We start from the raw sequence: 21,542 nt of genomic DNA, 5'->3' as shown, positions 1-21,542 counted from the left end.
TCGATCGGTCGACGCGGACGTCAGCCGTAGATGGCGCGGCGGATCTGCCGCTCGGTCAGGGGCGGGGCGGCGACGGGCCGGGCGGCCAGCTCGTCGGCCAGCCGGGGGAAGATCTCGGCGTTGGCGAGGCCCTGGGCCTGCAGCTCGCGGTGGCGGCGCCGCAGGCGGGCCTCGAGCGGCTCGCGCAGCTGGTCGACCACCTCCTCGACGACCCGCCGGCTCATCTCGGGGCTCAGCGGCGTGGTGCGCACCAGGTGCGCCACCACGTCGTCGAACACGTCGTCTCGGCCCACAGGGACCGAGTGTGTCGATCTTGCGCGCCGAAGGCAACCGTTCTGCCCGCCAGCGGGCAGATGGAGGCCAGATCGGGTGGCCTGACGGCTCAGACGCCGACGGGCTCCCGCTCGCTGCTCTCGGGCGCCGGCGTCTCGGCGCGGGTCGGACCCACGCGCAGGTCGTCGCGGTGGAGGTGCCGGGTCCGCCGCCAGTACTGCCAGGTGTAGCCCGACCAGTTGTTGGTGATCCGCCCCCGGGCGTCCTTGTACCAGGAGTGGCACGAGCTGGCCCACACCGTCCGGGCCAGCTCGCGGTCGAGCCGGGCGTTGGACGCGGCCTGGGCCTCGGGGCGGACGTCGACCCACCGGCGGCCCTCGGTGGCGAGGATGCGGACGGCCTGGAGGATCCAGCCGATCTGGCGCTCGAGCATGAAGATGATCGAGTTGTGGCCCAGGTTGGTGTTGGGGCCGTAGAGCAGGAACAGGTTGGGGAACCCGCTCACCGAGATGCCGAGGTGGGCCTCGGCGCCGTCGGCCCACACATCGCCCAGGACCCGGCCCTCCGCACCGGTGACGGTGATGGGCTCGAGGAAGTCCGTGGTCTTGAACCCGGTGCCGAAGATGATCGTGTCGGCCGGGTAGCGCCGACCCCCGGCCACGACGGCGTCGGGCTCGATGCGATCGACGCCGTCGGTGACGACCTCGACGTTCGGCCGCATCAGCGTCGGGTACCAGTCGTTGGAGATCAGGATCCGCCGGCAGCCGAGGGGGTAGTCGGGCACGATCGTCTCGGCCGGCAGGTCGGGCGTGGCCAGCGGCGCCAGCTGCTCCTGGAACCGCTTGCGCCCGATCTCCCCCAGCTTCGACCCCTGCTTGAAGATCACGAACCGGCTCTCGAAGCGGGCCCAGATCGACGCCCGGTAGGCGAGGCGGGCGGGGGCGAAGGTGCGGAACAGCCGCCGGGCCCGCTCGCTGATCGGCCCGTCGGGCTTGGGGCCCACGTAGTTGACGCTCCGCTGGAACAGCGTCATCCGCCCGACCCGGTCGGCGATGGCGGGCACGAACTGGATGGCACTCGCGCCGATGCCGATGACGGCCACGTCCTTGCCGGTGAGGTCGTGGTCGTGGTCCCAGCGGGCCGAGTGGAAGGCGGTGCCGGCGAAGGAGTCGAGGCCCTCGATGGCGGGGACGTGGGGCCGGTTGAGCTGACCCGTCGCCGCCACCACGACGTCCGCGGTGAAGGTCGAGCCGTCGGCGAGGTCGAGGGTCCACCGGCCGGTCTCGTCGTCGAAGGTGGCGGCGGTGACCTCGGTGGAGAAGCGGATGCGGCGGCGGACGTCGAACTCGTCGGCCACCCGCTCGAGGTGCTCGAGGATCTCGGACTGCTCGGGGAACTTGCGGGTCCAGTCCGGGTTGGGGGCGAACGACAGCGAGTAGAGGTGGGAGGGGACGTCGCAGCCCGAGCCCGGGTAGTCGTTGTCCCGCCAGGTGCCGCCGAGGGCGTCGGCCTTCTCGAAGAGGGTGACGTCGTCGACGCCCATCTGCACCAGCCGGATGGCCATGCCCAGCCCCCCGATGCCGGTGCCGATGATGGCCACCCGGGGCGGGGCGGCGTCGGAGGGCAGCGGCACCGGTCGGTTGGTGGCGAGGGCCCTGGCCCGCGCCGCCGCAGAGCGGGTTGCGTCGAGGACGTCGGCAGCAGCCATGGCGCGACCGTACCCCGTTTCTTGACCGGACGGTCTAGAGCCCTCGGGGCGTGGCACGCTGGCCGGCGATGGCCCTGCCGCTGTTCGTCTACGGGACCCTGATGCCGGGCCACCTCCGGTGGGGCGTGCTCGAGCCCCACGCCGTCGGCTGGCGCCCGGCCGCGGTCGAGGGCCACCTCTACGACACCGGCCAGGGCTGGCCGGCCGCCGTGTTCCGGCCCGGCCCGGACCTGGTGAAGGGGTGGGCCGTCGACCTCCGCCCCGAGGTCGCCGACGTGGTGATGGACCACCTCGACGAGGTCGAGGGCGTGGGCGAGGGGCTGTTCCGCCGGGTCGAGGTGGCCCTCCTCGGCGGCGAGCCGGTGGTCGCCTACGAGCTGGGACCGGCGCCCGCCGGGCTGTCCCGCATCGCCGACTGGGAGGGCCACCCCGAGGCGTAGCCCCCGGCCCGAGCCACGGATGGTGCCAGGCACCTTCCGTGCGCACGGATGGTGCCAGGCACCTTCCGTGGCGAGCGGCAGACTGCCGGGGTGATCCTCGTCGACCGGCCGATCTGGGCCGCGCACGGCCGACGCTTCGCCCACCTCGTCAGCGACGAGTCGTTCGACGAGCTCCACGCCTTCGCCGCGCAGCTCGGGCTGCCGCCCCGCGCCTTCCACCGCGACCACTACGACCTGCCCGACGCCTGGTGGCAGCGCGCCGTCGACGCCGGGGCCACCCCGGTCGACCCGCGCGAGCTGGTGCGCCGCCTGCGCGCCGCCGGGCTCCGGGTCAGGCGAGAGCGGCCCGCTCGCGGGTGAGGTTGGCCACGGCCCGGGCCCGCCGGGTGGCCCGGTCGGCGTCGGGGCCGGCGCCGTAGAGACCTCCGGCGTCGGCCGCGGCGAGGAAGCGGTCGAGCACCTGGCCCCGGCCGGTGCGCCAGACGTCGTCGGGCACGTGGGCGTACTCGGCCCGGACGTCGACGGCGTAGCGGTCGTAGCGGTCGGCCGGGGCGGACAGGATCCACAGGTCGCCGTCGACCAGCAGGGCCCCGGAGCGGTCGGCCGGGTCGACGACGTGGGCCGCGGTCAGGCGGATGAGACGGGCGACCTCGTCGGCGAGGGCCGGGGACCCGCCGGTCGCCCGCACGTCGAAGGCGGCCAGCCGGGCGCTGGCGTCCTCCGACGCGCCCCCGCCGGCGCGCACGTCGTAGATGGCGTCGTGGTACCAGGCCGCCATCTGGACCGCCACGGGGTCGGCCTCGGGCTCGAAGGGGTGGAGCCGCCGGACCTCGGCCAGCACCTCCTGGACGTGCTCGGCGGTGTGGTAGCGGCGATGGGGCTCGGCGTGGCGGGCGCGCAGGTCGTCGCCCCGCGCCCGCCGCAGCTCGTCGAGCCCCACCGGCCCGCCCTACCTCTGCATGGCCTTGACCTGGAGGAACTCCTCCAGGCCGTACTTGCCCAGCTCCCGGCCGACGCCCGACATCTTGTAGCCGCCGAACGGGGCCAGCGGGTTGAACCCGCCGCCGTTGACCTCGACCTGCCCGGTGCGCATCCGCCGGGCGACGCCCTGGGCCCGCTCCTTGTCGGCGCCCCACACGCCGCCGGACAGCCCGTACTGGGTGTCGTTGGCGATGCGGACGGCGTCGTCGACGTCCTCGTAGGGGATGACCGACAGGACCGGCCCGAAGATCTCCTCCTGGGCGATGGTCATCGAGTTGTCGACGCCGGCGAACACGGTGGGCTTGACGTAGTAGCCGGTCTCCAGGTCCTCGGGCTGCTCGGGCCCGCCGGTGACGAGCTGGGCCCCCTCCTCGACGCCCTTCTCGATGTAGCTCCGGACCCGGGTGCGCTGGGCGTCGGAGATCAGCGGGCCGAGGCGTCCACCGTTGGCGGCCGGGTCGCCGACGGTGTACACGTTCTCGACCTCGTCCCGGATGATGTCGACGATGGCGTCGTGCTTGTCGGCGGGGACGAGCATCCGGGTGAAGGCGGTGCAGGTCTGGCCCGAGTTGAGGTAGGCCGAGCCCACGCCCTTGCGGACGGCGGCGTCGAGCTCCTCGCCCTCGAGGTCGTCGAGGATGATGTTGGCCGACTTGCCGCCCAGCTCGAGGGCGACGCGCTTGACGGTGGGGGCGGCCAGCTCCGAGACGCGGGTGCCGGCGCGGGTCGAGCCGGTGAAGCTGATCATGTCGACGTCGGGGTGCTTGGCGATGGCCTCGCCCACCACCGGGCCGACGCCGGAGACGAGGTTGAACACGCCGGCCGGCAGGCCCAGGCCGTCGATGATCTCGGCCAGGATGAAGGCGTTGAGCGGCGCGACCTCGCTGGGCTTGAGCACGACGGTGCAGCCGGCGGCGAGGGCGGGGGCGACCTTGGCCACGATCTGGTGGAGCGGGTAGTTCCACGGCGTGATGCAGCCGACGACGCCGATCGGCTCCTTCACCACCAGGCTGTTGCCGATCTCCTCCTCCCACTGGACCTCGTCGAGCAGCCCGACGTAGGTGCCCGAGACCGCCTGGGGCAGGCCGGCCTGGATGATCTGGCTGAGCATCAGCGGCATGCCCACCTCGCCGGTGATCGTCTCGGCGATCTCCTGGTTGCGGGCGGCGATGCCGTCGCTCAGGGCCTGGAGCACCTTGGCCCGCTCGGCCGGGTCGGTCTGCGACCAGCCGTCGAAGGCGGCCTTGGCCGCGGCGACGGCGCGGTCGACGTCCTCGGGCGTCCCCTCGGGGATCGAGCCCATGACCTCCTCGGTCGAGGCGTTGATGACGTCGATGGTGCCGGTCCCGGTGGAGGGGACCCACTGGCCGTCGATGTAGAGGGAGTCGTAGGCGCGCATGGCCCAGAGGGTACGAGGTGCGCTGCGCCGGCGCGCCTCAGAGCAGCGAGCCGCCGGTGGCGTCGAGGTAGTGGCCGGTGACCCAGCGGGCGTCGTCGCTGGCCACGAAGGCCACCACGTCGGCCACGTCGTCGGGCTCGCCGACCCGGCCGAAAGCGGTCTGGGCTGCGGCCTGGTCGCGCGCCTCGGTGCTGGCGCGGAGCCACGAGGCGTTCATGTCGGTGTCGATGACGCCGGGGGCGACGCTGTTGACCGTGATGCCGCGGGGACCGAGCTCCTTGGCCAGGGTGAGGGCCATGGCGTCGATGGCACCCTTCGACATGGCGTAGGCCAGCAGGTCGGGCTGGGCGACCTTGGTCAGGCCGGTGGAGATGAGGATGACGCGGCCGCCCCGGTCCATCCGCGCCACGGCGCCCTGGACGACGAAGAACGAGGCCCGGGTGTTCACCGCGAACTGCTCGTCGTAGATCTCGGGTGTCGTGGTCCCGAGGAGGCCCTCGCGCACGATCCCGGCGTTACTGACCAGGACGTCGAGGCGGCTCGACCCGGTCCGGGCCGTCAGCTCGGCGTCGAGGGCGGCGAAGAGGTCCTCGCTGTCGCCGGGCCGGCCCAGCACCGACCGGACCACGAAGGCGCGCCCGCCGGCGTCTTCGATGGCGGCGACGGTCTCGGCCGCGGCGGCCACGTTCGTGCCGTGGTGCACGGCCACGAGGGCCCCCTCTCCAGCCAGCCGCTCGCTGATCGCCCGGCCGATGCCGCGGGAGCCTCCGGTCACCAGGGCGACCTTGCCGTCCAGGGTGCGCATGTCCGTCACCTTTCTGTAGGGATCACTACGGAACGGACGGGACGGTACCGGCATCCTGTAGCGATCGCTACACTTCTGTCCGAGATGGCCCGCCCCCGCACCTTCGACCGCGACGACGCCCTCGACGTCGCCATGCGCCTGTTCTGGGAGAAGGGCTACGACCAGACGTCGATCGCCGACCTGACCGCGGCCATCGGGATCTCGCCGCCCAGCCTCTACGCCGCCTTCGGCGACAAGCGCCGGCTCTTCGAGGAGGCGGCCGACCGCTACGACAGGACCGAGGGGTTCACCACCGCCGCCCTGGAGGAGCCCACCACCCGCGCCGCGGTGGCCCGGCTCCTCGGTGACGCCGCCGTCGAGTACACCCGCCGGGGCCAGCCCCGGGGCTGCATGGTCCTCGCCGAGCCCCACCTCGGCGCCCACCGGGCCGCCAGCCGTCGGGCCCTGACCGCCCGGATCGAGCGGGGCGTGGCCGAGGGCGAGCTCCCCCCGGACACCGACGTGGAGGGGCTCGTGAGCTACGTCGTCGTCGTGCTCAGCGGTCTCTCCGCCCGCGCCCGGGACGGTGCGTCGCGCGCCGAGCTGGCCGCCAGCGCCGAGGTGGCGCTCGCCGCCTGGCCCGGACCACCGGGCTGACGCCGGACCCGCGGCGCCGGCGTGGGATCCACCACCAAGGACTCCGGGGCGACGTGGACCGACCCGCCTCACCCCGACCGCCGCCGGGGAACCCACGGCGACGAGACCCGCACCGACGGCCGCGCGACGGAAGGGGTCCGACCCCTTCCGTCGCGAGCGGCGATCAGGCCATCTTCTGCTGGAGGCCCTCGTCGAGGGCGGCGAGGAAGTCCTCGGTGGTGAGCCACTCGGCGTCCTTGCCCACGAGCAGGGCGAGGTCCTTGGTCATCCGACCGCTCTCGACGGTGTCGACGCAGACCCGCTCGAGGGCCTCGGCGAACTCGGTGACCGCCGGGGTGCCGTCGAGCTTGCCCCGGTGGGCCAGGCCGCGCGTCCAGGCGAAGATCGAGGCGATCGGGTTCGTCGAGGTCTTGTTGCCCTTCTGGTGCTCCCGGAAGTGGCGGGTCACCGTGCCGTGGGCGGCCTCGGCCTCGACGGTCTTGCCGTCGGGCGTCGAGAGGACCGACGTCATCAGGCCCAGCGACCCGAAGCCCTGGGCGACGGTGTCGGACTGGACGTCGCCGTCGTAGTTCTTGCAGGCCCAGACGTAGCCGCCCTCCCACTTCATGGCGGCCGCCACCATGTCGTCGATCAGGCGGTGCTCGTAGGTGAGGCCGGCGGCGTCGAAGTCGGCCTTGAACTCGGCCTCGAAGATCTCCTCGAAGATGTCCTTGAAGGCGCCGTCGTAGGCCTTGAGGATCGTGTTCTTGGTCGACAGGTACACCGGGTAGCCGCGGGCGAGCCCGTAGGAGAACGAGGCCCGGGCGAAGTCGGCGATCGACTTGTTGTAGTTGTACATCCCCATGGCCACGCCCCCGCCCTCGGGGAAGTCGGTGACCACGTGCTCGATCGGCTCCGAGCCGTCCTCGGGGGTGAAGGTGATCGTGAGCTTCCCGGCCCCGGGGACCTTGAAGTTGGTGGCCTTGTACTGGTCGCCGTGGGCGTGACGGCCGATGATGATCGGCTTGGTCCAGCCCGGGACGAGGCGGGGCACGTTGCTCATGATGATCGGCTCGCGGAAGACCACCCCGCCGAGGATGTTGCGGATCGTCCCGTTGGGCGAGACCCACATCTTCTTGAGCCCGAACTCCTCGACCCGCGCCTCGTCCGGGGTGATGGTGGCGCACTTGACCCCGACGCCGTGGCGCTTGATCGCCTCGGCGGCGTCGATCGTCACCTGGTCGTCGGTGGCGTCCCGGTGCTCGATCCCCAGGTCGTAGTACTCGAGGTCGATGTCGAGGTACGGGAGGATCAGCTGCTCCTTGATGAACGCCCAGATGATGCGCGTCATCTCGTCGCCGTCGAGCTCGACGACCGGGTTCTCCACCTTGATCTTGGCCATCCGGCGATCGTAGGGGGTCCCGCGGCCCCTCACTCCACGCGCCTCAGGTCACGCCCGTCACCCCACGAGCGTCTCCCCGCCGGGCCGTCAGGGGCGGACGGTGGCGAGGGCCCGGCGACGGCTGGCCACCACGACCACGGCGCCCCCGGCGAGCAGCACGACCGCCACCCCGCCGAGGACGGCGACGTCGGTGCCGGTCCGGGCCAGGGGGGCCTCGGCGCCGCCCTCGGGCGGCGGGCTCTGCTGCTGGGGGACGGTGGTGCCGCCCTCGCCCGTGGGCGGGTACTGCTGGGCGGAGGCGGCCTGGGCCGCGACGAGCGGCAGGGCCAGGGCGATGAGCACGAAGACGAGCTTGCGGAGCATGGGGCTTCCCCGACGATGGGTGATCTGCGGTCACCCCCACCATACCACTGTGCGTGATCTTCGGTCCGGACCCACCTCGGAGAGTGCCGGGCTGGCGGGGCGCCGGTCCCCGGCTCGCTGATGGCGGGCCGCTAGCCCGGCCGCTCCACGGCCACGGCGACGGCCCAGGTCCCCTGCTCGTCACCGCTGCGGGCGCGCACCGTCGCCCCGTCGACCTCGACCCCGCCCGGGGGCGGCCGGCCGGCGGCGACGGCGGCGATGTGGGCGTCGGCGAAGGTCGCGCTCACGCGGACGTCGTCGGGCCGCACCGTGGTCTGGGGCAGCAGGTCGAAGCGGTACGTGCCGTCGGACAGGTCGACCTGGCCGGCCAGCTCGACCGTGACCGTGGCCTCGGCGCCCGGGGGGATGTCGACGAAGAGGGACCAGACGTTGCGGCCCAGCTCCACCCCCTCGTCGGCGGTGACCTCCTGGCCGTCGACCGACAACCCCACCAGGTCGAGCGGCGAGTACACCGACAGCCAGGTGCGGTTGGTGCCCGTGGGCGCGTCGATGAGGTTGCCGATCAGGTACGGCGGCTCGCCCGCCTCCGGGGCCTGGTTGTGGAGGCCGATCACGGCAGTGGCGGTGACGGCGCCGGTCGCAGCGTCGACCGTGGCGTCGTAGCGGATGGTCCGCTGCATGAAGACGTCGATCTTCCCGCCCCCGGCGTTCTGGCTCACGACGCCGAAGCCGTCGTCGACGACGGCGGGCACGGCCCCGTCGGCGCCCAGCCGCTCGACGAGCTGGCGACCCTGTTCCGAGCGCAGCCACACCGACAGGTGGCCGCCCTCGACGGCGGGCCCGAGGGACCGGGCGAGGCGGGCCGGCGCCGGTCCCGCCCCGGTCGTGAGCTCGGTGAAGACGCCCTCGGCCACCTGCCCGAGCAGGTCCGAGCGATCCTCGGCCACCTCGAACAGGCGGTACTGCTCGACCTGGAGGAACGACACCACGTTGGTGGCGTCCAGGGGGTAGGGCAGGCCGGCGATGGTGACCGGCCCGGTGAGCCGGAGCAGGCGGGCCAGGCCGGTCGGGTCGATCCGGATCACACCGTCGACGGGCTCGCCCCCGGACTGCGCGTACAGCTCGGCCATGACCTGGCCGGCGGTCGGGCCGTCGGGGGTGAAGGTGACGTTCTCCCAGGTGGTCTCGGGCTCGAAGCGGGCGTAGCGGGCGAGGTAGTCCGGCGGGCCGGTGATCTCCTTGGGGTCGTCGCCGGCGCGGTTCAGCTCGTCGTTGCGGCCCACCTCGACCAGGTCGACCTCGCCGTCGCGCACGCTGAGGACGCCGTAGTTGCCGAGGAAGCCGGTGCCCCGGGCCTCCGAGGGGCTGACGAAGGCGACGAAGTACCGGGCCTCACCGTCGATGCCCAGCAGGTCGGGTCCGACCGCGGCGGCCAGGGCGCCGGTGCGGGCGCTGCCCTCGGCGTCGCCCACCGCGTCGGTCACGTCGTCGAGGCCCTCGGCGACGGGGGGGATCTGCCAGACCGACCGACGGGCGGGCGACGCCAGGTCGGCGTGGAGGTCGGCGGTGGCGGCGGCCACCTCCTCCAGCACGGGCCGGGCATCGGCCACGGCCGCCGGGTCGAGGCGCCCGTCGACCAGGCGCAGCCGCTCGGCGTCGAGCCGCCCGGCGCCGTCGGCCGCGAGCCGGGCGGTGGCGCCCCCGCCGTCGGCGATGGCGTCGAGGGCGGCGATCTGCTGGGCCACCACCGGCGTGTGGCGGGCAGGGAGGCTCCACCAGGCGCGGGTGAGGTCGAGGGCCGCGCCCAGCTCGTCGGCGGCGCGGCGGAACGTGCGCTCGGCCTCGTCCTGGTCGCCGGCCCGCACCGCGTCGAGGCCGTCGTCCGACGCGGTCGACCCGTCCTCGAGCGACCCCGCCGCCAGGACACCCGCAGCCACGCCGGTCCCCAGGCCCACCAGCCCCAGGAGCACCACGGCGGCGCCGACCCGACGGCCGACCCGGCGCACCGCCGGTCCGGTGCGGCGCCACCCCGACACGGCCAGGACGACCAGCACGACGGCCGCGACGGCGGCGGAGGCCCGGACCGGCTCGGTCTGCGGGAGGCGGAGCACGACCTGGACGGTCAGCAGGGCGGACAGGCCGGCCGCAAGGGTCGCCAAAGGCGGGACCGGCGGGAGGACCGCCCGCTCGTCGAGCCGGCGGGGCAGGGCGCCGACGCCGCGGGCCACCGGGACGACGAGCACCAGGGCGACCAGGGCCAGGCCGCGGAGGGCGGCGGTCTCACCGGCCACCAGGGCGACGGCGGCGGCGACGGCGAGGGCCACCGGGGTCGCCCTCGCCCCGAGGGCGGTGACGACCGCGGCGAGGAGGCCGGTGAGGACCACGTCGGTCCGCTCCACCCCGGTCGGCGCCGCCCCGGCCAGGCCCGCGACGAAGGCGGCGACGGTGGCGAGGCCCCCGATGACCAGGGCCTCGACCTCGGCCGGGGCCAGCGCCGGGGCGCGCCGCGGCGCGACGGAGGCGGCCACCGGCTGCCCCCGGCGATCAGCCGGGAGCGCTCCCGTCGCCCTGCAGCACGCCGAGGTTGGCGCACACCTCGCGGACCGAGCGGGCCCGGTTCATGGTGTAGAGGTGGAGCCCCGGCACGCCCTCCTCGAGGAGGCGGGCACCGAGCTCGCTGGCCACCTCGACACCGAGCGCCCGGGTGGCCTCCTTGTCGCCGTCGACCTTCTCGAGCCGCGGCTCCAGGGCCGCGGGGATGGCGCTGCCGTTCATCGCGGCCATGCGGCGGAGTCCGGCCACGCTGATGAACGGCATCACGCCCGGGATCACGGGGGTGGTGCACCCCAGCGCATCGAGCTCCTCGACCATCCTCAGGTAGTCGGACGGGTCGTAGAAGAACTGAGAGATGGCGGCGTCGGCCTGGGCCAGCTTGGCGGCCAGGTACCGCCGGTCGGTCTCCCGGTCCGCGGAGCGCGGGTGGACCTCGGGGAAGGCGGCCACGACGATGCCGAAGTCGCCGACCTCCCGGATCATCTCGATCAGCTCGGTGGCGTAGGTGAAGTCGCCGCCGGCGTCGGACCCGTCGGCGGGCGGGTCGCCGGCGAGGGCGAGGATGTTCTCGATGCCTGCGTCCCGGTAGTGGACGAGCAGGTCCTCCATGTCGGCCCGGGTGTGGCCCACGCAGGTCAGGTGGGGGACGGCCGGGAAGTCACGCTCCTTGTCGACGCGGATGACGACGTCGCGGGTCGTGTCACGGGTCGTGCCCAGGGCCCCGTAGGTCACCGAGATGAACGACGGGCGCAGCCCGGCGAGGTCCTCCATCGTCTCGTCGAAGGTGACGAGGGCCTCGGGCGTCTTGGGCGGGGGGAACTCGAACGAGACCGTGCGGCCGGCGGCGAGCAGGTCGGCGATCTTGGCCATCCGTGCAGAGTACGTGGTCGCCCGGGGCCGAGGCCCACGGATCCGGGCTCAGGTGCGGTGGGCCAGGCGGGGGCGGAGGACGTCGGCCAGGCGATCGACGCTGCCCTCGCACGCGGCCAGGTCCTCGCGCCCGACGAGCACCTCCAGCCCGTCGCCGGTGTGACCCACGACGCAGGCCAGCCGCCCGGCGGTGAAGACCGCCAGCTCCGGGCTCTGCTCGTCGCGGTGCACGACGTCGGCCGGCACGGGGAGTGAGGCGATCAGGTCGTCGAACGAGGCCCGGCGCCGGAGCCCACCGTGCGTGATGTCGCACAGGTCGCAGCGGGCGCGGCCCAGGAGGTGCCCGACGACGTAGCGGACCTCGCCCACCAGCGTGCCGTCGGCGTCGTAGACCATCGACAGGCGGGTGATGGGGGCGCCGGGCATGGCGGGACGCTACGCCCCCCGCCGCCCTCAGCCCTCGGCGGCACGCCCCTCGGCGGCGCCGGGTGACGGCAGCGCGGCCAGGCGCTCGCGGATGCGGGCCATCTCGGCCAGCTCGGTGGCGTAGGTCGCGATCCCCCACTCGGCGACCACCGCGGCGTGGGCGGTGGCCGGGTCGTCGGGGTCGAGGTCGTCGAGGACGGCCTGGAGGGCGTCGCGGTCGGCGAGGACGGTCGCCACGTGCTCGTCGACCATCTCCTGGAGCCGGCTGGGCGCGACCAGCGCCCCCAGCATCAGCCGGAGGGCGAGGTGGTGGCGGAACACGGTGGGGGCGACGGGCTCCTCGGCGGCCCACCGAGCCAGGCGGCGGCGCCCCTTCGGGGTGAGCCGCCACACGCGACCGGGGCGGGCCCCGGGCCGCTTCATCTCCCGGCTGGCGACCAGGCCGGCGGCGTCCAGCCGCTCGAGCTCGGCGTAGATCTGGCTCATCGCCGGAGCGGCGAAGAAGAACCGCAGGGTGGCGTCGGCGCGGGTGCGCAGCTCGTAGCCCGAGGCGTCCCCGAACGTCAGCAGGCTGAGCACGGCGGCACCGGTGGTGGAGAGGTCTTGACCCACGGGACCCACCCTAGTATTCCTAGGCGGAACAACATTGTTCCGAACCGGAAGAACCGGAGGCGGCCCGTGATCACCAGCCCGAAGTTCGTCTGCACCTTCGTCCACGACCAGGACAGGGCCCTGCGGTTCTGGACCGAGACGGTCGGCTGGCGGCTGCAGCGCGACGCCCCGATGGACCCCGAGACCGGCGAGCGCTGGATCGAGGTCGCGCCACCCCGCGGCACCACCTACCTCGTGCTCTCGCGGGCGTCAGGACCGGACGACCCCCGCGTCGAGGCCTCCAGCGTGTGGTGGGACGTCGACGACCTCGGCGCGACCCACGCCGAGCTGACCGCCAGAGGTGTCGAGTTCCCGGTGCCGCCGTCCGAGGCGCCGTGGAAGCCCGGCACCCGCTGGGCCCAGCTCCGCGACTCGGAGGGCTGCCACCACGGGCTCAGCGAGCCCGACGGCGCCTCCGGGTGACCTGCGTCGCAGACCGTTGACCTCAACTCGGGACGAGGTCCTACCGTGCCCCCCACCCCACCGATGAGTCCCCGACCCCAGGGCGGTCACTCCCCCGAGACGCCTCTGGAGCGGTCACGAGATGGCCACTTCAGGAGCGCACAGTGGCCGACCCCGTCGGAAATCCCGTCGCCCCCACGACGACCACCTGCCAGCATGTCCGCCCCCTCGGTCCGCTCGCCCCCGTCCGAGACACCACCCCCGGAGACCCCCTCATGAGCTCGTCCCTGGCCATCGACGCCCACGGGCTGGTCAAGCGCTTCGGCGCCAAGACCGCCCTGGGCGGGGTCGACGTCACCGTCCCGACCGGCACGGTGACGTCGATCCTCGGCCCGAACGGCGCCGGCAAGACCACCACCGTGCGCATCCTCACGACCCTGTCGGTCGCCGACGAGGGCACCGCCACCGTCGCCGGCTTCGACGTCCGCACCCAGGCCACCGAGGTGCGCCGCCGGATCGGGCTCGCCGCCCAGGATGCGACGGTCGACCCGCTGCTCACCGGCCGGGAGAACCTGGTGATGATCGGCGAGCTCCAGCAGCTCGGTCGGCGCGACGCCAAGCTCCGGGCCGGCGCCCTGCTCGAGCAGTTCAACCTGGCCGACGCCGGCGACCGGGTCGTCGGCGACTACTCCGGCGGCATGCGGCGGCGGCTCGACCTGTCCTCGACGCTGATCGCCGACCCGCACATCCTGTTCCTCGACGAGCCCACCACCGGCCTCGACCCCCGGGCCCGGGCCGAGCTGTGGGACGTGCTCGACACCCTCACCGAGGGGGGCACCACCATCCTCCTCACCACGCAGTACCTCGAGGAGGCCGACCGCCTGGCCGACGACATCCTCGTCATCGACCACGGCAAGGTCATCGCCCACGGCGACGCCCGCAGCCTCAAGCGCCAGGTGGGCGGGGACAACATCGGTGTCACCGTCTCCGAGCTCGACCGGCTCGAGGAGGCCGCCGCCATCCTGGCCCGCATCACCGGCGCCGAGCCCACGCTCGACCGCCCCGTGCGCACCGCCGTCGCCCCCACCCAGGACGGCGTCGCCAGCCTCGGGCGCGTGGCCGACGCCCTGGCCGAGTGCGGGCTCGGCGTCGAGGACCTCAGCCTGCGCCAGCCGACCCTCGACGAGGTGTTCCTCACCCTCACCGGCAAGCCGCTCGAAGACGAAGAGATGCAGGAGGCCTCCTGATGACCGCCACGACCACACCGGACCTCACCAAGCGGGCGGAGCCCATCGGCTCCACGCCCGGCGACGCCTCCTCGCTGGCCCGACCCAGCCGGGGCCTGGCCCACGACACGTGGGTGCTGGCCAAGCGGGGCCTCGTCCACATGAAGCGCCAGCCCGAGCAGCTGAGCGACGCCACCATCCAGCCCATCATGTTCGTGGTGCTGTTCGCCTACGTCTTCGGCGGCTCCATCCGGATCCCCGGGTTCCCCGACGAGCCCCGCGTCTACCGCGAGTTCCTGCTGGCCGGGATCATGGCCCAGACGCTGGTCTTCACCGCCTTCGGAGCGGCCATGAGCATCGCCAACGACCAGAAGAACCAGGCCATCGACCGGTTCCGGTCGCTGCCCATCGCCCGGGGCGCGGTCATCGCCGGCTACGCCGTGTCCAACCTCATCAAGACGATGCTGCCGATCATCATCATGTCGGTGACCGGGTACGCCATCGGCTGGCGGGTCCGGGGCAGCGTCGTCGACACCGTCGCGGCCTACGGGCTGGCCGTCGGGTTCGCCTTCGCCATGATCTGGGTCGGCATCTGGCTCGGCGCCATGGTGGGCACCCCCGAGGGCGTCACCGGCATCGGCTTCGCCGTCATCTTCCCCCTGACGTTCATCGCCTCGACCTTCGTCCCCCTCCAGGGCATGCCGGGGGTCGTGCGCACCATCGCCGAGTGGAACCCGGTGACCACCCTTTCGGACTCACTGCGGGAGCTGTTCGGCAACCCCTCGGTCGACCCGGCGGCCAACGCCCCCTGGTCGCTCCAGAACCCTGTGCTCTACAGCTGGATCTGGGTCGCCATCATCATCTGCGTCTTCGCCCCGCTGGCGGTGCGGGCCTACACCCGCAAGAACGTCCAGTAGCCCGGCCGGTCAGCCTGCGACGCCGCGGGCTGACCGGACGTGGCGGCGGATGGCCGTGGCGCTCCAGCTGTCGTGGTCCTGCCCACGGCGACCAGGGCCGGAGTCCCGGCCTCCCCCTTCTGAGCCACCGATCGGCCACTGGTGGCTCACCCGTGGCTCAGAACGGCCGCATTGCGTCGCCGTCAAGCCGGGGCCTGACCACCGGTGCGTCGCTCGGCCGCCTCGACCAGGTTGCGGAACAGCATGGCGATGGTCGTCGGCCCGACCCCGCCGACGCGCGGCGTGATCCAGCCGGCGACGGCCTCGCAGGCCTCGTCGACGTCGGGGAGGAGCCTCCGGCCCTCGTAGCGAACCCCGGCGCCGACCACGACGCCACCGGGACGGACGTGCTCGGGCTGGATCATCCCGGGGACCCCGGCGGCGGCGACGAGGATGTCGGCCTCCCGGGTGTAGTCGGCCCAGTCGTCGACGCCGGTGTGGACGAGGGTCACCGCGGCGTTGGCCGTCGGCCGCTTCTGGGACAGCAGGATGCTGAGGGGCCGGCCGATGGTGACGCCGCGGCCGACGACGACCACGTGACGCCCGGCGACGGGGACGCCGTGGTGGGCGAGGATGGCCTCGATCCCGGCCGGTGTGCACGACACGGGGCCGGGGATGCCCAGGGCCAGCCGGCCGACGTTGGTGGGGTGCATGCCGTCGACGTCCTTGTCGGGGTCGACGGCCATGAGCACGGCGTCGAAGTCGACCTGGGGCGGCGCCGGGTGCTGGACCAGCATGGCGTCGACGGCGGGGTCGGCGTTGAGCTGCTGCACCGCCTCGATCGCCTGCTCGGTGGTGCAGTCGGCCGGCAGGTGCACGTGGGGGCTGTGGCAGCCGAGCTCCTCGGCCTTGCGCATCTTCATGCCGACGTACCGGGCCGAGGGACCGTCGTCGCCGATGAGCACGGTGGCCAGCCCCGGGGTGTGCCCCGCGGCCCGGAGCGCGTCGATCCGCGGCACCAGGTCGGCGAACACGGCATCGGCCACCGGCCCCCCCGGCATCAAAGCAGCAGTCATGCCGCGACCCTAGGTGGGGCCCCGGTGCCAGCGCGAGGCCGCCACCAGACCTGCGAACCCGGCGCGATCGAAGGCGGAGGATCCGCGGCCCGGCGCAGCCGCTGGGGGCGTGGGGGGAACCCCCACACGAAGAGCCGTGTGCCCGAGGAACGAGGGCTCCGGCTCTGGGACGACCTTCGGCGCCGAGCGCAGCGAGGCACCTCAAGCTCGAGGAGGAGGCCGAGCGCCAGCGAGGCGTCCGACGAGACCTAGTGGAGGAAGTGGCGTTCGCCGGTGAAGAGCATGGCCAGGCCGAGGCGGTCGGCGGTGGCGATGACCTCGTCGTCCTTGACCGACCCGCCGGGCTGGACGACCACGGCGACGCCGGCCTCGGCCGCGGCCTCGACGCCGTCGGGGAACGGGTAGAAGGCGTCGCTGGCGCAGGCGCCGCCGGCGGCCCGGCCGGCCGCCTTGGCCGTGGCGATCTGGCCGGCCTCGACCCGGTTCTGCTGGCCGGCGCCGATGCCCCAGGCGACGCCGTCCTTCACCAGGACGATGGAGTTGGAGGTGACCCAGCCGCAGATGCGGAAGGCGAGGGCGGCGTCGGCCAGCTCCTCGGGGGTCGGGATGCGCTCGGTGACCACGCGCCAGTCGGCGGCCGGCGTCACGAAGCCGTGGGGTTCCTGGACGAGGTAGCCCCCGGTGATGGGCCGGACGTGCAGGGGGTCCGGCGTCGGGGCCGGTGCCTCGAGGAGGCGGGTCCGCTTGCGCTTCTTGACGAGGGCGTCGACGACCCCCTCGTCGTAGCCGGGGGCGATGACGACGTCGGCCTGGGCGGCGGCGACCATCTCGGTGACGGTGGCGCCGTCGATCGGCACCGACAGGGCCACGATGCCCCCGAAGGCCGAGCGGGGGTCGCAGTCGAAGGCACGCTGGTAGGCCTCCGCCGCGGTGTCGGCGACGGCGACGCCGCACGGGTTGGCGTGCTTGATGATGGCGCAGGCGACCTTGCCGGTGGCCTGGGCCAGGTCGTGGGCGAGCAGCCAGGCGGCGTCGGCGTCGTACAGGTTGAGGTAGCTCAGGGCCAGCCCGGAGTGCTGGGTGAGGTGGGCCCACCACGGGTCGGCGCCGGCGGTGCGGTACAGGGCGGCCCGCTGGTGCGGGTTCTCGCCGTACCGCAGGGCCAGGGGCTGGCGGGCGGCGTCGATGCGGAGGGCGGTCGGCAGCGGATCGGCCTCGACCTCCCCGGCCTCGGCGCCGTCGGACCCGTCGGCGCTCGCCGCCGCGACCTCGCCGGCGAACCAGGCCGCCACCGCGGCGTCGTAGGCCGCGGTGGTGGCGAAGGCCTTGGCCGCCAGGCGCAGCCGGGTCGCGGCGGAGATGGCGCCCTCGGCCCGGACCTCGGCCAGGACCGGCTCGTAGTCGGCCGGGTCGACCACCACGGCGACGTGGGCGTGGTTCTTGGCCCCGGCCCGGATCATGGCCGGGCCCCCGATGTCGATGAGGTCGATCGCGCCCGACGTCCCGCCGTGGGTGAAGGCGGCCGGGTCGGACCCGAACGGGTAGAGGCTGGAGACGAGCAGGTCGATCCCCTCGATCCCGTGCTCGTCCATGTCGGCGCGGTGCGCGGGGTCGTCCCGGTCGGCGAGGAGGCCGCCGTGGACCTTCGGGTGGAGGGTCATGACCCGGTGGCCCAGGATCGCCGGGGCGCCGGTGAGGTCGGCCACGTCGGTGACGGCGATGCCCGCCTCGGCGATGGCGGCCGCCGTCCCGCCGCTCGACACCAGGTCCCAGCCGGCGTCGGCCAGGCCCCGGGCCAGGTCGACCACCCCGGTCTTGTCGTAGGTCGAGAGCAGGGCGCGCAACGGTCAGGTCTCCTGGGAGGTGGGGGCGGACAGGGGCAGGCTGCCGTCGAGGATGGCCCGCAGGGTGCGGGAGTAGAGCGGCCGCTCGACGGCCTTGATCCGCTCGTGCAGGGTGGCCTCGTCGTCGTCGGGCCGGACGGGCACCCGCGCCTGGGCGAGGATCGGCCCGGTGTCGACCTCGAGGCCGGCCACGTGGACGGTGCAGCCCGTCTCGGTCGCACCGGCGGCGAGGGCGTCGCGCACGGCGTGCCAGCCCTTGAACGCCGGCAGCAGGGCCGGGTGGGTGTTGAGGATCCGCCCGGGGAAGGCGTCGTGCATGGGGCGGCTCAGGATCGTGCCGAACCCGGCCATGGCCACCAGGTCGACGTCGTGGGCCTGCAACCGGAGGGCGAGGCCGGCGGAGTAGGCGTCGCGGTCGAAGCTGCGATCGAAGCGGTCGCGGCGCACGAGCTCGGCCGGGACGCCGGCGCGGCGCGCCTTGCCGATCGCGGCGCAGTCGCGGTCGGAGACGACCACGGCGACGGGGACGCCGTCGGCCAGGAACGTGTCGAGGATCGTCCCGGATCCCGACACCAGCACCCCGACGCGCACGGCGAGCGAACCTAGTCGGGTTCCCCCACCCCAACGTCAGCCGAGGAGGGTGCCGGCGGCCGGGGTGGGGTACACCGGCGCCGGCCGCATCCCCGGAGCGCGCCGTCCCGTCCGTCGGCTAGACCGGCGTCGATCCCCCCACAGGAGGCACGCACCCGTGGCCTGGCCCCAAGCCCCCCAACCGGCGCCCGCTCCCCCGCAGTCGTCCGGCTCGTCGCTCCCGCTCGGCCCGCTGGTGACCGCGGCCGCCGGGTTCCTCACCTTCATCTTCTCCTTCGTGCAGATCGTCAAGGCCGACAGCGGCTTCAGCGACGTGGGCCTGTCGGTCTGGACCACCGACCCCGGCTTCTTCGGCATCGGCACGTGGATCCCGCTCTTCGCCCTGGTGGCCGCCGCCGCGGCCCTGGCCCGGGCCTTCGCCAAGGGCCTCGAGGCCAAGCAGGTCGGCGGCTTCGGCCTCCTCCAGGTGCAGATCGTCGCCGTGGTCTTCGCCCTGCTCCTGTGGCTCGGCTACATGGTCAACATCCTCCTGTCCGACTTCGTGACGTTCGGGCTGGGCGCCTTCCTCCTGTTCGTCGGGCTGGTGGGCCTCCTGGCGGGCACGGGGCTGAGCCTCATGGACCAGAAGAAGGGCACCACCACGGGGATCAGCACCTCGCCGGGCGGCCCCCCCTCGGGTCAGTGGGGGCCGCCCACCGGCCCGCAGCCGCACTCGGCCCCGCAGCCCCAGCCCCAGCCCCAGCCCCAGCCCCAGCCGCAGCAGCAGTGGCCGCAGCCCACCCCGCCCCCGGTCCCGCAGCCGGACCCGGCCCAGTGGCAGCAGCCCGCCGCCCCCCAGCCGCCGCCCCCGCAGTGGCAGCAGCCCGGCGCTCCCGCCCCGGGCCAGTGGCAGCCCGACCCCGCCGGGGCCCAGCCCCAGGCCCCGCAGCAGCAGACCTGGGTTCCGCCGCCGGGGCCCGAGCAGGCCTGGCAACCGCCCGCCGGTGGACCCGACCCGTACCAGCCGCAGCCCGCCCCGCCGGGGCCGGTGCCCGAGCCCGGGCCCCTCGACCCGCAGCCGGCCCCGCCCACCGGCCCGCAGCCGGCCGGGGGCGCTCTCATCGACCCCGGCACCGAGGTCATCCCCGGTCCCCCGCCGGCCCCTCCCGCAGAGGGCCAGGACCAGGGCCAGGGCGGCGGGCTGCCGCCCATCCCTCCGTCCAACACCCCCTGAGCGGACCCGCGCCCGGATCGCCTCGGAGGCGATCTGGGCGCGGGGTCAGCTCGGGGTGGTCGCCAGCTCGAGGAGGATCGGGCAGTGGTCGCTGCCGCGCACGTGCTGGAGGGCCCGGGCGGCGACCAGCCGGGAGCGGAGGCGCCGGCTGACGAGCCAGTGGTCGATGCGCCAGCCGACGTCGCGCTCACGGGCGAAGGAGACGTTGAGCCACCACGTCCAGTCCCGCCCGTCGGGGTTGAGGTGGCGGTAGGCGTCGACGAAGCCGGCGTCGAGGTGGGCCTGGAACGCCGACCGCTCGGCGTCGGTGCAGCCCGAGCGGCCCTTGTTCGACGTGGGCCGGGCCAGGTCCATGGCCGTCGGGGCGACGTTCAGGTCACCGCCGAGGACCACCGGACGGGTCCGGGCCCGCGTCCGGAGGTGCCGGGTCAGGGCGGCGTCGAAGGCCGCCCGCTCCGGGAGGCGCGACAGGTCGCGCCGGGCGTTGGTGGCGTAGGCGCTGACGACGGTGAGGCCGGGGAGGTCGACGGTGAGGACCCGTCCCTCGGGGTCGCGGAGGGTCCGGCCCAGCCCCTCGCGGGAGGCTGCGATCGGGAGCCGGCTGAACACCGCCGTCCCCGAGTACCCCGGGCGGTCGGCGACGTTGTAGGTCCGCTCGTAGCCGTCGAGGAACCCCAGCCCCGGCGGCTCGACCTGCACCCGCGTCTCCTGCAGCAGCAGCACATCGGGCTGCTCCTCCACGACGAGCTGCTCGAGCACCCCCTTGGCGATCACCGACCGCAGCCCGTTGCAGTTCCACGAGATCATCCTCACGGAATCGCGGCGGCCACGGAGTGGGTCTGACCCACTCCGTGCTCGCTCCGGGCGTTCTCCGGTGGTGACGCAGGCGCCGCCGCTGCTCAGCTGAGGCCGAGCTCCTCGACGATCTTCACCATGTGGGCGCCGGCCTCGGTGGGGTTCTGGCCGACGCGGACGCCGGCGGCCTCGAGGGCCTCGATCTTCGCCGCGGCGGTGCCCTTGCCGCCCGAGACGATGGCGCCGGCGTGGCCCATCTTCTTGCCCGGGGGCGCGGTGACGCCGGCGACGTAGGCGGCGACCGGCTTGGTCATCTTGTCCTTGATGAACTCGGCGGCCTCCTCCTCGGCCGAGCCGCCGATCTCACCGATCATCATCACGGCCTTGGTCTCGGGGTCGGCCTCGAAGGCCTCCAGGCAGTCGATGAACGAGGTGCCGGGGACGGGGTCGCCGCCGATGCCCACGCAGGTGGTGACACCGATGTCGGCCAGCTTGAGCTCGTACAGGGCCTGGTAGGTGAGGGTGCCCGAGCGGCTGACGATGCCGACCGGCCCACCCGGCTTGGCGATCTCGCCGGCGGTGATGCCGATGTTGGCCTTGCCGGGGCTGATGAGGCCGGGGCAGTTGGGGCCGAGGATGCGCGTGCCGGGGAAGTCCCGCTTCACCCTGTTGAAGAACCAGGCCTCGTCGTGGGCGGGGACGCCCTCGGTGATGACGACGACCAGCTCCATGCCGGCCTCGGCGGCCTCCATGACCGCGCTCTTCACCCCCGCGGCGGGGATGAAGACGCACGAGACGGTGGCACCGGTCTCGGCCTTGGCGTCGGCGACGCTGGCGAAGATCGGGATGCCGTCCACGTCGGTGCCGGCCTTCTTGGGGTTGGTGCCGGCCACGACCTGGGTGCCGTAGTCGCGGTTGCGGAGGCCGTAGAAGCGGCCCTGGGAGCCGGTCAGGCCCTGGTAGACGACCTTGGTGGTCTCGTCGACGAAGATGCTCATGCTCTGCTCGTTCCT

At 73.9% G+C, this 21,542-nt stretch carries 23 protein-coding genes; 7 read left to right on the top strand and 16 right to left on the bottom strand.

The features are described from left to right. Window positions 1-20: 20 nt before the first annotated feature. A complete protein-coding gene (locus tag HC251_RS01840; protein ID WP_219943623.1) occupies window positions 21-293 on the bottom strand; it encodes a hypothetical protein in 273 nt (90 codons plus the stop codon). Between the two features lie 89 nt (window positions 294-382). Next, window positions 383-1,981 (bottom strand): NAD(P)/FAD-dependent oxidoreductase, encoded by a 1,599-nt coding sequence (locus tag HC251_RS01835; protein WP_219943622.1) that lies wholly within the window; start codon window positions 1,979-1,981, stop codon window positions 383-385. 68 nt (window positions 1,982-2,049) lie between these two features. On the opposite strand from HC251_RS01835, the gene HC251_RS01830 reads away from it, so the two are divergent. Both HC251_RS01830 and HC251_RS01825 read left to right on the top strand, forming a co-directional pair. Continuing rightward, entirely contained in the window at window positions 2,050-2,421 is a 372-nt protein-coding gene (locus HC251_RS01830; protein WP_219943621.1) for a gamma-glutamylcyclotransferase, read from the top strand. 48 nt (window positions 2,422-2,469) lie between these two features. Beyond that, window positions 2,470-2,781, top strand: a complete 312-nt coding sequence (locus HC251_RS01825; protein ID WP_370651269.1) for a DUF4031 domain-containing protein — start codon at window positions 2,470-2,472, stop codon at window positions 2,779-2,781. Here the strand turns inward: HC251_RS01825 and HC251_RS01820 are convergent. From HC251_RS01820 to HC251_RS01810, 3 genes are read right to left on the bottom strand one after another with little or no spacing between them, the layout of a single operon-like run. Then, complete coding sequence (locus HC251_RS01820; RefSeq protein ID WP_219943619.1) at window positions 2,753-3,361, bottom strand: hypothetical protein; 609 nt, start codon at window positions 3,359-3,361, stop codon at window positions 2,753-2,755. The genes HC251_RS01825 and HC251_RS01820 overlap by 29 nt on opposite strands. Before the next feature lie 9 nt (window positions 3,362-3,370). Beyond that, on the bottom strand, window positions 3,371-4,801 hold the full coding sequence (locus HC251_RS01815) for an aldehyde dehydrogenase family protein (RefSeq protein ID WP_219943618.1): 1,431 nt from the start codon (window positions 4,799-4,801) through the stop codon (window positions 3,371-3,373). A gap of 37 nt (window positions 4,802-4,838) precedes the next feature. After that, window positions 4,839-5,606 (bottom strand): SDR family oxidoreductase, encoded by a 768-nt coding sequence (locus HC251_RS01810; protein ID WP_219943617.1) that lies wholly within the window; start codon window positions 5,604-5,606, stop codon window positions 4,839-4,841. Window positions 5,607-5,690: 84 nt separating this feature from the next. Here HC251_RS01810 and HC251_RS01805 point away from each other — a divergent pair, with 84 nt between their 5' ends. Further along, window positions 5,691-6,242, top strand: a complete 552-nt coding sequence (locus HC251_RS01805; RefSeq protein WP_219943616.1) for a TetR/AcrR family transcriptional regulator — start codon at window positions 5,691-5,693, stop codon at window positions 6,240-6,242. A 163-nt stretch (window positions 6,243-6,405) separates the two neighbouring features. On the opposite strand, the gene HC251_RS01800 is transcribed toward HC251_RS01805, so the two are convergent. The 6 genes from HC251_RS01800 to HC251_RS01775 form a co-directional block, all read right to left on the bottom strand. Beyond that, on the bottom strand, window positions 6,406-7,623 hold the full coding sequence (locus HC251_RS01800; protein ID WP_219943615.1) for an NADP-dependent isocitrate dehydrogenase: 1,218 nt from the start codon (window positions 7,621-7,623) through the stop codon (window positions 6,406-6,408). An 87-nt stretch (window positions 7,624-7,710) separates the two neighbouring features. Next, on the bottom strand, window positions 7,711-7,986 hold the full coding sequence (locus HC251_RS01795) for a hypothetical protein (RefSeq protein WP_219943614.1): 276 nt from the start codon (window positions 7,984-7,986) through the stop codon (window positions 7,711-7,713). Window positions 7,987-8,117: 131 nt separating this feature from the next. Continuing rightward, window positions 8,118-10,514, bottom strand: a complete 2,397-nt coding sequence (locus tag HC251_RS01790) for a DUF4012 domain-containing protein (RefSeq protein ID WP_219943613.1) — start codon at window positions 10,512-10,514, stop codon at window positions 8,118-8,120. A gap of 16 nt (window positions 10,515-10,530) precedes the next feature. Then, on the bottom strand, window positions 10,531-11,409 hold the full coding sequence (locus HC251_RS01785) for a methylenetetrahydrofolate reductase (protein WP_219943612.1): 879 nt from the start codon (window positions 11,407-11,409) through the stop codon (window positions 10,531-10,533). A 48-nt stretch (window positions 11,410-11,457) separates the two neighbouring features. After that, window positions 11,458-11,835: a hypothetical protein gene (locus HC251_RS01780; protein ID WP_219943611.1), complete on the bottom strand. Its 378-nt coding sequence runs from the start codon at window positions 11,833-11,835 to the stop codon at window positions 11,458-11,460. Between the two features lie 27 nt (window positions 11,836-11,862). Continuing rightward, window positions 11,863-12,447: a PadR family transcriptional regulator gene (locus HC251_RS01775; RefSeq protein ID WP_219943610.1), complete on the bottom strand. Its 585-nt coding sequence runs from the start codon at window positions 12,445-12,447 to the stop codon at window positions 11,863-11,865. A gap of 66 nt (window positions 12,448-12,513) precedes the next feature. Between HC251_RS01775 and HC251_RS01770 the strand changes: the two genes are divergently transcribed. From HC251_RS01770 to HC251_RS01760, 3 genes are all read left to right on the top strand, one after another. Continuing rightward, window positions 12,514-12,909 (top strand): VOC family protein, encoded by a 396-nt coding sequence (locus HC251_RS01770; RefSeq protein WP_219943609.1) that lies wholly within the window; start codon window positions 12,514-12,516, stop codon window positions 12,907-12,909. 254 nt (window positions 12,910-13,163) lie between these two features. Then, a complete protein-coding gene (locus tag HC251_RS01765) occupies window positions 13,164-14,135 on the top strand; it encodes an ATP-binding cassette domain-containing protein (RefSeq protein ID WP_219943608.1) in 972 nt (323 codons plus the stop codon). Next, entirely contained in the window at window positions 14,135-15,031 is an 897-nt protein-coding gene (locus HC251_RS01760) for an ABC transporter permease (protein ID WP_219943607.1), read from the top strand. The genes HC251_RS01765 and HC251_RS01760 overlap by 1 nt, the downstream gene beginning before the upstream one ends. 182 nt (window positions 15,032-15,213) lie before the next feature. Here the strand turns inward: HC251_RS01760 and HC251_RS01755 are convergent, their stop codons facing one another. The 3 genes from HC251_RS01755 to purN form a co-directional block, all read right to left on the bottom strand. After that, entirely contained in the window at window positions 15,214-16,086 is an 873-nt protein-coding gene (locus tag HC251_RS01755) for a bifunctional 5,10-methylenetetrahydrofolate dehydrogenase/5,10-methenyltetrahydrofolate cyclohydrolase (RefSeq protein ID WP_219943606.1), read from the bottom strand. 248 nt (window positions 16,087-16,334) lie between these two features. Then, entirely contained in the window at window positions 16,335-17,930 is a 1,596-nt protein-coding gene (gene purH, locus HC251_RS01750; protein ID WP_219943605.1) for a bifunctional phosphoribosylaminoimidazolecarboxamide formyltransferase/IMP cyclohydrolase, read from the bottom strand. Between the two features lie 3 nt (window positions 17,931-17,933). Further along, window positions 17,934-18,521, bottom strand: coding sequence for a phosphoribosylglycinamide formyltransferase (purN, locus tag HC251_RS01745; RefSeq protein WP_219943604.1), 588 nt, complete (start codon window positions 18,519-18,521; stop codon window positions 17,934-17,936). Between the two features lie 157 nt (window positions 18,522-18,678). On the opposite strand from purN, the gene HC251_RS01740 reads away from it, so the two are divergent. Beyond that, a complete protein-coding gene (locus HC251_RS01740) occupies window positions 18,679-19,734 on the top strand; it encodes a hypothetical protein (RefSeq protein WP_219943603.1) in 1,056 nt (351 codons plus the stop codon). A 45-nt stretch (window positions 19,735-19,779) separates the two neighbouring features. On the opposite strand, the gene HC251_RS01735 is transcribed toward HC251_RS01740, so the two are convergent. After that, window positions 19,780-20,541: an exodeoxyribonuclease III gene (locus HC251_RS01735; protein ID WP_219943602.1), complete on the bottom strand. Its 762-nt coding sequence runs from the start codon at window positions 20,539-20,541 to the stop codon at window positions 19,780-19,782. A 92-nt stretch (window positions 20,542-20,633) separates the two neighbouring features. Further along, a complete protein-coding gene (sucD, locus tag HC251_RS01730; protein ID WP_219943601.1) occupies window positions 20,634-21,527 on the bottom strand; it encodes a succinate--CoA ligase subunit alpha in 894 nt (297 codons plus the stop codon). Window positions 21,528-21,542 lie beyond the last annotated feature (15 nt).

Origin of the sequence: Iamia sp. SCSIO 61187 (genome assembly GCF_019443745.1) — a bacterium.
Lineage (GTDB): Bacteria > Actinomycetota > Acidimicrobiia > Acidimicrobiales > Iamiaceae > Iamia.
This window is presented reverse-complemented; position numbering and strand designations above follow the sequence as displayed.

Excerpts from the sequence above, each read along its gene's own strand:
- HC251_RS01815 (WP_219943618.1), bottom strand. The coding sequence starts at position 4,801 with ATGCGCGCCTACGACTCCCTCTACATCGACGGCCAGTGGGTCCCCTCC.
- HC251_RS01825 (WP_370651269.1), top strand. The coding sequence starts at position 2,470 with ATGGTGCCAGGCACCTTCCGTGGCGAGCGGCAGACTGCCGGGGTGATC.
- HC251_RS01835 (WP_219943622.1), bottom strand. The coding sequence starts at position 1,981 with ATGGCTGCTGCCGACGTCCTCGACGCAACCCGCTCTGCGGCGGCGCGG.
- HC251_RS01780 (WP_219943611.1), bottom strand. The coding sequence starts at position 11,835 with ATGCCCGGCGCCCCCATCACCCGCCTGTCGATGGTCTACGACGCCGAC.
- HC251_RS01765 (WP_219943608.1), top strand. The coding sequence starts at position 13,164 with ATGAGCTCGTCCCTGGCCATCGACGCCCACGGGCTGGTCAAGCGCTTC.
- HC251_RS01755 (WP_219943606.1), bottom strand. The coding sequence starts at position 16,086 with ATGACTGCTGCTTTGATGCCGGGGGGGCCGGTGGCCGATGCCGTGTTC.
- HC251_RS01830 (WP_219943621.1), top strand. The coding sequence starts at position 2,050 with ATGGCCCTGCCGCTGTTCGTCTACGGGACCCTGATGCCGGGCCACCTC.
- sucD (WP_219943601.1), bottom strand. The coding sequence starts at position 21,527 with ATGAGCATCTTCGTCGACGAGACCACCAAGGTCGTCTACCAGGGCCTG.
- HC251_RS01810 (WP_219943617.1), bottom strand. The coding sequence starts at position 5,606 with ATGCGCACCCTGGACGGCAAGGTCGCCCTGGTGACCGGAGGCTCCCGC.
- HC251_RS01805 (WP_219943616.1), top strand. The coding sequence starts at position 5,691 with ATGGCCCGCCCCCGCACCTTCGACCGCGACGACGCCCTCGACGTCGCC.
- HC251_RS01735 (WP_219943602.1), bottom strand. The coding sequence starts at position 20,541 with ATGATCTCGTGGAACTGCAACGGGCTGCGGTCGGTGATCGCCAAGGGG.
- HC251_RS01800 (WP_219943615.1), bottom strand. The coding sequence starts at position 7,623 with ATGGCCAAGATCAAGGTGGAGAACCCGGTCGTCGAGCTCGACGGCGAC.
- HC251_RS01760 (WP_219943607.1), top strand. The coding sequence starts at position 14,135 with ATGACCGCCACGACCACACCGGACCTCACCAAGCGGGCGGAGCCCATC.
- HC251_RS01795 (WP_219943614.1), bottom strand. The coding sequence starts at position 7,986 with ATGCTCCGCAAGCTCGTCTTCGTGCTCATCGCCCTGGCCCTGCCGCTC.
- HC251_RS01785 (WP_219943612.1), bottom strand. The coding sequence starts at position 11,409 with ATGGCCAAGATCGCCGACCTGCTCGCCGCCGGCCGCACGGTCTCGTTC.